The organism is Clostridium sp. (genome assembly GCF_040797585.1).
Classification (GTDB): Bacteria; Bacillota; Clostridia; order Clostridiales; family Clostridiaceae; genus Clostridium_Z.
In genome coordinates this window covers 1-6,228 of the sequence record NZ_JBFNEO010000174.1, presented here as the reverse complement: position 1 = coordinate 6,228, position 6,228 = coordinate 1, and the positions used below count along the sequence as shown (strand labels likewise).

Below are 6,228 nucleotides of genomic sequence, written 5' to 3'. Positions count from 1 at the left end.
TCTATAAGCTTATTTATTATCTTATCATCATGTATTATGTTATTACCCATAGGCATTCCAGAATAATCTATACCTTTATACCCTGTATCTGCCTTAAGTTCTTTAAGTTTATCGGTCATATTCTCTACTGATATTTTTAGGTTATCTAGATTCTTTAATATTTCCTCAGCTTCTCTAATATAATTCATAATAAACATACCCTCCTAAATCTACTTTATGTCTCTTTCTGTATATATAAATCCATTATCTATTTCTAAAATTTTAACTTTATTCTTTAGTTTTTTAGTAACTTCTATCTTTTGCTTAAAATTCTTATATGGAATAGCTTCAACTATAATCATCTTATCCTCCTAAGCATAAAGGGACCTATGCATCTGCATAAGTCCCTTTTGACTTTCTAAGTAATCCACTTATTACTTAACTCTATTTAATATTTATTTTTATTCAAAACACCTTTCATTTTTTATAGTCTTAACCTTAAGAGCTTGTACCTTTATTCCCTTATTAGTTTTCTTGATTATTACGTCATTTCCTAATCCTAATTCCTTCTCTATAGCCTGTGCCATTTGTACAATAACTTCCTTCATATAATTTCCTCCAATCTCTTTTAGAATGGAACTCACTTATTTTACATATAATATTTAAACTCTAAATTAATTTTCCAAGTGAACTAACCTTATTTATTTTCTTTCTCTACTTTATATTTCTCAACTACTAATTTAAATTTTCTTTTATCGCTTTCACTTATATTTTTAAGAGCTTCACACACTGAAACTCCTTCAAAATATAGTTTAATTACTTTTTCTAATGCATCCATAACTTTACCTCAATGCTATTTGTGCAAACTTTTGATATTGACCAAGCCATGCTAATTTACATGTAACCGTTTCTCCATTTCTATTTTTGCCTAGAATAATATCTGCTATCTGCTTTTCTTCTGACTCTGGATAATAATATTCATCTCTATAAAGAAACATAACTATATCTGCATCCTGTTCTATGGTCCCTGATTCTCTGAGATCTGCTAAAATTGGTCTCTTATCATTTCTTTGTTCTGGAGCACGTGAAAGCTGAGATAATGCTATAACTGTTATTTCTAATTCCTTAGCCATCTTTTTAAGCTCCCTAGAAATTTTTGCAATCTGTTGTTCCCTAATACTTTCACTATCATTAGACTCTATCAGCTGTAAATAGTCTATAAGTACTACATCAAGTCCTCTACTCTTTTTCATTCTCTTACATTTTGCTTTTATCTCTGATACTGTTATTCCTGCTTTATCATCTATACTAAGTGAACGAGTAGAAAGATAAGAAGAGCTCTCACACACCTTAACCCACTCATCTTCATTTAGCTTTCCAAGCCTTATTTTATTCAATTCTATTCTAGACTCGCATGCTAATATTCTATGCATTAACTGTTCCTTGGCCATTTCTAAAGAAAATATGGCTACTTTATTCTTTTTACTTATTACATTTAAAGCTAAGTTAAGTGCAAAAGCTGTCTTACCCATGGATGGTCTTGCAGCTATTACTATAAAATCTCCTTTACATAAACCACTAATATGCTTGTCTATATTAGTAAATCCTGTACTCGCCCCTAGCAGTGCACCTTTATTATGATAATTTCTTTCCATTTGGTTTATAGTACTTTCCAAGCATTTACCTATGTCATATATATCATTTGACCCTTGTAATTGCATTTTTGAGAAGTTATCTTCTACAGAAGATATGATTTCACTTACCTGTAACCCATTATAAACTTTATGGTTTATCGACCTAGATATAGCTATCAGCTCTCTCTTCCTTGAATAGTCTTTTACTATATCTACATAGGACTTTATGTTAGTTCCGATTAAATAAGCATTACTTATCTCCGATGCATAGGTTACAGTTACTTCGTCTAGTGTTTTACTAATTTTAAGTTCTTCAATAAGAGTTACTAAATCAACTGGTCTTCCTTTTCCATCAAGACTTTTTATTGCATTAAACATAAACTGATGGCTTGTTTTATAAAAGTCTTTAGTTGAAAGTGTTAATACTTCTTCAAAGTCTTCCCCATTTAATATTGCTCCAAGCACAGCTACTTCTGCATCCAAGGACCATGGTAGCGATGTTAACTCCATACTAGACTCCCCCTTAATACTCCACTTTGTTGTAAGCCCCTGCATTAGGCATATTTCCTAATGGCTTAAACATCTCCTGCTTAATAACCTTTCTGTTATCATAGGACCCTTCCATAATTTTTATAGACTTATCTAGCCTTATAACAAAATCAAAATCTGCTTTAAAATTATTTACTATACCTGCGAGAAAATCACTTTTATTAGCTTTAGAAAATAGCTCCTGTAATTTCTCTAAGCTATTAAACATCTTATTTTTCCAAAGTCTTTTCATGGCTCTATCCCTTTTATCATTTCTAGCCTTAGCTTTGGGTAAGGACTTACAGACAGAGTTATATAGAGCTATTATTTCATCATAGGGTACTCTTTGAGAAAATGAATCATTCTCCTCAGCTTCAGCTGAATCACCCTTTTTTTCTTTTTTATATTTTTCTTTTATTCTTAATTCTTTATTCTTTATTCTTCCCCCCGAATCGTGGCATGAATCGTAATCCGTATCGTGTAGTGAATCATTCTCTTCATATTCATCTTCTTCTATGTCTTCATTTATATCTTTTAGTGATGAATCTTCACAATACTCTGAACCCTCTTCAAAGATTTCTTCATTTATTAGCCCTTTTTCAACCATAAATTCATTAAATATCTTCTTAGCATGTCTTCCAGTTATACTATTGTATACGCATAATATGAGTTTTAAATCTTTAACTTCTTTTAACTCATTTTTAAGTAAATTTATAAATGGAGTTCCCCCTCTTCTTAAGTTATACTTACCCCAATTTTTTATAGCAATCTCCTTAGTTTCCTTGTTATAAATAATTAGTTCGTGGTGATTTTCAAATCTATCTAGTAATGATGATATAGCTTCCCTTGAATACCCAAGCTGAAAAGCCATTTCCTTTTCTATAACTTTATAAATACCTATTTGAGTAGTTCTAGGGTTAGTTAATAGATATAAAAAGAATAGTTTATCCTCTGGAGTAAATGTATCCATAATCATATCATCTTCCCAAAATGATGTAAATACTTGTCTAAATACTTTATTTCTAGCCATAAAGCTCCTCCTTACATAAGAATTATGTGTTCATCAATGAAGTCAGAATTTAAAAAAGAGACATTATAAACCCCTGTGTTTATAATAAGAAAATACCTATTCTTATAAATTATAGTTCCTCTTAAAGTCTCTCTTTTCTCAGGCCTATGACTTCTTTTAATACTTAACCTTATCTGATTTCCTATTGAAAGACTACTCACATATGTTTCCTCCAGTTCTTGTAAGTAATCCTCCTATGTTATCTAAGTTAGGAGCTCCTTTGGTTTTATATCCTGTTGCCATACTCATAGATCTTGTATAATCTAAAAGTATTCCTAATGCATTTCTTAATTGCTTGTGCTCTAGTGCAATAATATCATAACTTTTATCCATCACCTTAATCCCCTTTCTTATAAGGAAGTAGAAATTTCTACTTCCTATTTCATCTCTCCTAAACATTTCTTGCAAATCTTTTTACCTTTAAATAAACCTACGCCTCTAGCTTCTCCACAGAAGATACAACATGGCTCATACTTCTTGAGAAGTATTATTTCTCCTTCTATATATATCTCCATATTGGTTTCGTTCTCCTCAATTCCTAAAGTTCTTCTTATTTCCACTGGTAGAACTATCCTTCCTAATGGATCTACTCTTCTAACAACTCCTATAGCTTTCATATCTTTCATCCTCCACATATTTATTAAAAATTTTTACCTACTAAAGCAACTCTCTTTTTTCCTGAGCGATCTATCCAAGTAATAAATTTCATTTTAATCTTTTTCATATTGCACCATCCTTTTTTGATGTGTTATAATGGTGCTAGAACATTGTCGGATGTTCTAGCATGAATGTTATTGACTTAAAAGAGCCTTAAATTAAGGTTCTTTTTTTCTTGTGTTAAGTAATTAAAATTGCTTTTATACATATCACTTATAAGCCCTTCCATTTTAAATCTATAGCTATGGCATTAAGGGTAATGACTCTATTGGATTTATCTAAAGGTTGTATAATATCCATGATACTTAAATTCTTGTGATTTCCATTGTATAGATGAAAAGCAAGTTTAACCATGGATTTAGAACTGCTACATAAGTCCCTCCTTAATGAACCTGGTTTTATGATATTCTTATTAAAATCATAAAATTTATATATACCTTTATTAACTAAATCATCACATCCTGAAAGTATATAAAACATTGATACTCTTTCTCTATCCTCTAAATTTACTCCACTCTTGCTCATACATGTATTAAAAGCTACTTTATGACCATTGTTTATAAAATTCATAAATACCCTCCTATTAACTTACATATTTATCTTTAAAGCCGCTGTGGATATCTCCACTATTATATTTTTAAGCTTCAAATTCTCTTTTTTAATTTTTTCAATTTCTTTCTCTAGCTCCACTTCTTTTTCAGTTTTAAAGTTATTCTTTATAGTACCTAAATAGTCTGCTAAATCTACCTCTGGTATTCTCCAAATAGCTCCAACTTTAATTGCTTTTAATCTATTCTTTTCTATTTCACTCCTAACGGTCATTTTAGTAACTTTCAGAATTTCTGCTACTTCGTCTAAGGTATAAGTTGTCATAAAACTATTCCTCCTTTATATATCCTTTCAATTCTAATTTTCTTCTTTGGTTATTAAATGCTTCTTTAGGAGAAAGGCAATATTCTTCACATATGACTGCTATATATGTAGCCGCAGCTGTATAGACATCAATAACCTGTTCTAAACTATATTTAATTCCTTCCAAATCCTCCTTATCAGCAAAATTTGGATTTTTATAAATTTTTACTTCTCTCATTGCATCTATGGCTTCTACCAGTTCTTCCATAACTTTATTATGTACTGAAGACCTATGAAGATCTGTTCCTTCTCCATTAAGCCAAGGCACTGAAAATACTCCGTGGGTTGCTTTGCTTATAGTCTCTATATAAAGTCTAGGATCATCAAGTTTGCCACATAATTCGCTTAACCCTTCTAAGCTAATATCTCTCCTGTTATTTTCAATAGCACTTATAGTTTTATTGCTATAATGTATTTCACTTGCTAATTCCATCTGAGATAAGTTATTTCTAACCCTGACCTCTCTTATTACTTGTCCTAACATAATCCTATAATCCCCTTACACTTTTATACTTTTAAAATCTACAATTAGTAGATTAAATCAAATTGAAGTCTACAACTTAAAGTCTTAAAATTAAATTAACATACAGCTTCTAATAATATAATTTCAAATCTTGAGACAATTCTTGTCTCAATTTTTTTACATATCTTTTGCTTAGGACAAGGTCTCTTACTTTGTCCTTTAATCCTGTTTTCTAATTTAAAACTCTCCTTTCTTATATCTATAAAATTTATTTAATATAATTTAATGAGATATAACTTTGTTCTCTATAGACTAGTAGTCATTTTGTAAACTATTTTTTGAAAAAAAGATCATCTATTTTTATATTAAATATATCTGCAATTTTTTTAGCAGTTTCTAAATCTAATTTTCTTTTTCCAGTTTCTATATTATTATAACCACTCTTATACTTGTACCCTAAAAATTTAGCCATCCCTTCTTGAGTTATTCCGTGTTTTTCTCTTATTCTCTTTAAGTTTTCAATCAATTTATACACCTCCCTTGTAGTCGTTTTGTGAACCTCTTGTTTTTATTATAGTAGTCATCTCGTGAACTGTCAATATTATTTTTGAAAATAATGGTCTTTTTGACTACTTATTTATTAATTATACAAAGTCGCCAATTTGTGTACTATAATATTTTTAAGGAAGTGATTAATTGTGAATAGTTTTTCTAAAAGACTAAGAGAATTACGAATTGAAAAAAACTTAACTCAAGAAGAGCTAGCAACTTTATTCGGTCTCCAAAAATCAACCATTTCTCAGTATGAATTAAGTAAGCGACAAGCTGATGATGACTTAAAAAGAAAGCTGGCAGAATTCTTTAATGTATCTATTGATTATCTAATGGGAGTTACTGATGTTAAAGAATCGGCTGATAAAATACTAAAGGACTCAGAATCTTTAGCTTTTCATAGAACTGATGACTTTTATAAAGACCTTCCTCCT

At 30.0% G+C, this 6,228-nt stretch carries 14 protein-coding genes; 1 reads left to right on the top strand and 13 read right to left on the bottom strand.

The features are described 5' to 3' along the window. The 13 genes from AB2369_RS10585 to AB2369_RS10525 form a co-directional block, all read right to left on the bottom strand. Positions 1-188, bottom strand: a 188-nt coding sequence (locus tag AB2369_RS10585) for a hypothetical protein (protein WP_367666448.1), incomplete at its 3' end; no start/stop codon positions are given. A 21-nt stretch (positions 189-209) separates the two neighbouring features. Continuing rightward, on the bottom strand, positions 210-341 hold the full coding sequence (locus AB2369_RS10580) for a hypothetical protein (RefSeq protein ID WP_367666447.1): 132 nt from the start codon (positions 339-341) through the stop codon (positions 210-212). 99 nt (positions 342-440) lie between these two features. Next, positions 441-587, bottom strand: a complete 147-nt coding sequence (locus tag AB2369_RS10575) for a hypothetical protein (RefSeq protein ID WP_367666446.1) — start codon at positions 585-587, stop codon at positions 441-443. 89 nt (positions 588-676) lie between these two features. Continuing rightward, complete coding sequence (locus AB2369_RS10570; protein ID WP_367666445.1) at positions 677-817, bottom strand: hypothetical protein; 141 nt, start codon at positions 815-817, stop codon at positions 677-679. Positions 818-821: 4 nt separating this feature from the next. After that, positions 822-2,123 carry a replicative DNA helicase gene (gene dnaB, locus AB2369_RS10565; protein ID WP_367666444.1) on the bottom strand — a complete coding sequence of 434 codons (1,302 nt, stop codon included), beginning with the start codon at positions 2,121-2,123 and terminating at the stop codon, positions 822-824. A gap of 13 nt (positions 2,124-2,136) precedes the next feature. Further along, a complete protein-coding gene (locus tag AB2369_RS10560; protein WP_367666443.1) occupies positions 2,137-3,171 on the bottom strand; it encodes a hypothetical protein in 1,035 nt (344 codons plus the stop codon). A gap of 11 nt (positions 3,172-3,182) precedes the next feature. Beyond that, entirely contained in the window at positions 3,183-3,371 is a 189-nt protein-coding gene (locus AB2369_RS10555; RefSeq protein WP_367666442.1) for a hypothetical protein, read from the bottom strand. Then, positions 3,364-3,543, bottom strand: a complete 180-nt coding sequence (locus AB2369_RS10550; protein ID WP_367666441.1) for a hypothetical protein — start codon at positions 3,541-3,543, stop codon at positions 3,364-3,366. Before AB2369_RS10550 ends, AB2369_RS10555 begins: the two co-directional genes overlap by 8 nt. Before the next feature lie 44 nt (positions 3,544-3,587). Beyond that, a complete protein-coding gene (locus tag AB2369_RS10545) occupies positions 3,588-3,827 on the bottom strand; it encodes an AbrB/MazE/SpoVT family DNA-binding domain-containing protein (RefSeq protein WP_367666440.1) in 240 nt (79 codons plus the stop codon). A 253-nt stretch (positions 3,828-4,080) separates the two neighbouring features. Continuing rightward, on the bottom strand, positions 4,081-4,437 hold the full coding sequence (locus AB2369_RS10540; protein WP_367666439.1) for a DUF6075 family protein: 357 nt from the start codon (positions 4,435-4,437) through the stop codon (positions 4,081-4,083). A gap of 18 nt (positions 4,438-4,455) precedes the next feature. Next, positions 4,456-4,740 (bottom strand): helix-turn-helix domain-containing protein, encoded by a 285-nt coding sequence (locus tag AB2369_RS10535; RefSeq protein ID WP_367666438.1) that lies wholly within the window; start codon positions 4,738-4,740, stop codon positions 4,456-4,458. Positions 4,741-4,744: 4 nt separating this feature from the next. After that, positions 4,745-5,263, bottom strand: a complete 519-nt coding sequence (locus AB2369_RS10530) for a helix-turn-helix domain-containing protein (protein ID WP_367666437.1) — start codon at positions 5,261-5,263, stop codon at positions 4,745-4,747. Between the two features lie 310 nt (positions 5,264-5,573). Next, positions 5,574-5,768, bottom strand: coding sequence for a helix-turn-helix transcriptional regulator (locus tag AB2369_RS10525; protein ID WP_367666436.1), 195 nt, complete (start codon positions 5,766-5,768; stop codon positions 5,574-5,576). A 172-nt stretch (positions 5,769-5,940) separates the two neighbouring features. On the opposite strand from AB2369_RS10525, the gene AB2369_RS10520 reads away from it, so the two are divergent. Further along, a partial coding sequence (locus AB2369_RS10520; RefSeq protein WP_367666435.1) for a helix-turn-helix domain-containing protein occupies positions 5,941-6,228 on the top strand: 288 nt, incomplete at its 3' end.